Here is a 2,624-nt window from a genome sequence, read left to right on the forward strand (position 1 = left end):
AAGAAACCATTTCTGCTGCCAATACCGAACGTATTGAAGTGATTTTTCCGCCAGGCGGAGATGCTGCATTGACGGAAAGATCTCCAAAAACTGGAGAGGAAGGCCGTTTCAGCGTTGAATATGTGATTGCTCTTGCTTTGCATGGACACGACCTGACCATTGAACATTTTAACAGCCAGCCGATCCCAAACGGCATTCAAACGACAATAGGGCATATTCAGCGCGTATATGACAATGCTACTCAGCCGGCTCCCCATGCCGTTCCAAAAGGCCGTTTCACGATTGTCCGGGCCTATTTATCAGACGGCCGGATTTGCGAAGCGCGTGTGGACTGCCCAAAAGGGGCGCCAGGAAATGAGCTGTCTGAAGAAGACATAATAGAAAAATTGATATTAACGGTTCCGCAAGAAAAGCGCGACGCATTATAACATCCGTTGAAAAAGCCGATATAAAAGAATTTTTAGCTCATATTGAATAAGATTCAGCTCTATTCAACGATTTCAGATGATATGATAAAACCAATCATACGTTTGAAAAAGGAGAAAATCATGACGGTGAATGACGCGGTTGTATTCATTTTGGCTGCCTTTTTACTATGGGGAGCGGCGGATTATTGTTTGGGAAACAGATGGGGGCTAGGCGAGCGGTTTGCGGACGGCTTTAAGGCTATGGGGCCGCTGGCGCTGTCCATGATCGGAATTGTGTCGCTGGCGCCCGTGCTGGCAGCAATCCTGATTCCCATTGTTGCTCCGTTTTACACAGCGATTGGCGCGGACCCTTCTTCCTTTGCGAACACCATTTTGGCGATTGATATGGGAGGATATGCGCTGGCTGGAGAAATGGCGAAAGATCCGCAGGCCGGGCTGTTTTCATGGGTGTTTTTAGGAACAATGATGGGACCGGCAATCGTCTTCACGATTCCCGTCGCTCTTGGCATCATCGAAAAAGAGGATCATCCGTATTTTGCGAAAGGCATATTAATCGGGCTGTGCACAGTGCCGATCGGTTGCTTAATCGGCGGATTATGCGCAAGCTTTGACATCGGCATGATAGGTAAAAATCTTCTGATCCCGAGTCTGTTATCTGCTGTGATCGCTTTTGGGTTATGGCGATACACCGACAGTATGATTCAGTTGTTTCATCTCTTCGGGAAAGCGGTCAGTGTGGTTGCGATTATCGGGCTTGCAGCTGTCTCCGTTGAAACGATGACCGGTATTGTGCTGATTCCGGGAATGGAGAATGTCGAGACAGGGATACAAACAACAGGGACCATCGCCATTGCCTTGGCAGGGGCGTTTCCAATGACGGCTTTTATTACAAAAACCTTTAAAAAACCGCTACAGGCTCTGGGGAAATGCCTTCATTTAGATGAGACAGCAACTGCAGGCTTGGTGACCTCTTTGGCGCACCATATCCCAATGCTGGCTTCATTAAAGGATATGACGCCGAGAGGAAAGGTCATCAATGTCGCGTTTGCAGTCAGCGGCGCTTTTGTACTCGGCAGCCACCTCGGTTTTGTGGCTGGAATGAAAAAAGAAATGGCGGCGGCCATGATCATTGGGAAATTAGCAGGCGGAGTCACAGCTGCCGCAGCGGCTGCTTGGATGACACCTGCACAATCAGCTAAACAGCAAAAACGTATCTCAGCCAGCCATAGCTGAGGCAGAAGCTGTTTCAACTTTGTCCAATCGGGAATGTTACAGTAAAGACTTCTGTGAAAGAGGGTTGGACACATGGCGGTGAAAGACCGGTACATGTCAAAAATAAAACAGGAAACCAAGCCTTGGATCAAGCGATTCGGGAGGCTTGGTTATTTTACATTCGGCGGCGTTTTTATTCTGCTTGGGGTTTTGGCCTTTATGACGGCTGCCGGGGCAGGCCGCGCGAAAGATTCGAGCGGAGCGCTCCAAACGCTATCACGCATGCCGTATGGGTCACTATTGCTTTTTTAAATAGGTATTGGCCTTATCGGCTATGTGATCTGGATGGTGTTAAGCGCGATCAAGGACACGGAGGGACACGGAAATAGCAGGCGAGGCCTGTCACGGAGAATAGGAAACTTTTTCAGTGCCGCCGTTTACACATCCATCGCTTGGAATGCCTTGCGATTTGTGTTTGGCCAAGGGGACGGCGGCACTTCAGAACAGACGTGGTCCGCTTATGTATTGGCGCAGCCATTCGGCCGATGGCTCACAGGGCTTACGGGTGCGGGTTTTATCGTATTTGCGATTGTTCAATTTATGAAAGGCGTTCGGGCTGCTTTTATGAAAGAATTCGATACATCAAAAATGAACAAACAGATGATATGCATCACGAAAAACACCGGGCGCGCAGGCAATATCGCCCGCGCCATTATTTTCTCAGCCATCGGCTATTTTCTCATCAAGACAGCCATGACCGCTGATCCTGACGACACAAGAGGCTTTGACGGCGCGCTCGCCGAACTCGCGCAGCAGCCGCATGGCAAATTGATTCTGTCTATATTGGCATTAGGCCTGATCCTATATGGAATGTACGCCATTATGAAAGGCATTTATCAGCATATGACCTGGGAGAAGTAAGCTCTGGGCAGGTCCGCGCCCAGAGCGTTTTTCAGTTTCTTAGAAATCAGGTGGATGAAAGCC

1 protein-coding gene and 2 pseudogenes are annotated in these 2,624 nt (G+C 49.0%); all 3 read left to right on the plus strand.

Annotated elements, in window-relative coordinates:
- A pseudogene (locus ACWHAR_RS19765) lies at nt 1-478 on the plus strand (MmgE/PrpD family protein); the annotation flags it as partial.
- A 70-nt stretch (nt 479-548) separates the two neighbouring features.
- Nucleotides 549-1,661, plus strand: coding sequence for an ethanolamine utilization protein EutH (eutH, locus tag ACWHAR_RS19770; RefSeq protein ID WP_095844092.1), 1,113 nt, complete (start codon nt 549-551; stop codon nt 1,659-1,661).
- Between the two features lie 72 nt (nt 1,662-1,733).
- A pseudogene (locus tag ACWHAR_RS19775) lies at nt 1,734-2,561 on the plus strand (DUF1206 domain-containing protein).
- Nucleotides 2,562-2,624: the final 63 nt, after the last annotated feature.

This window comes from Bacillus sp. LR--39 (assembly GCF_053613335.1).

What these genes read in the sequence shown, in the direction of transcription:
- eutH (WP_095844092.1), top strand. Translation starts at nt 549, where the DNA reads ATGACGGTGAATGACGCGGTTGTATTCATTTTGGCTGCCTTTTTACTA.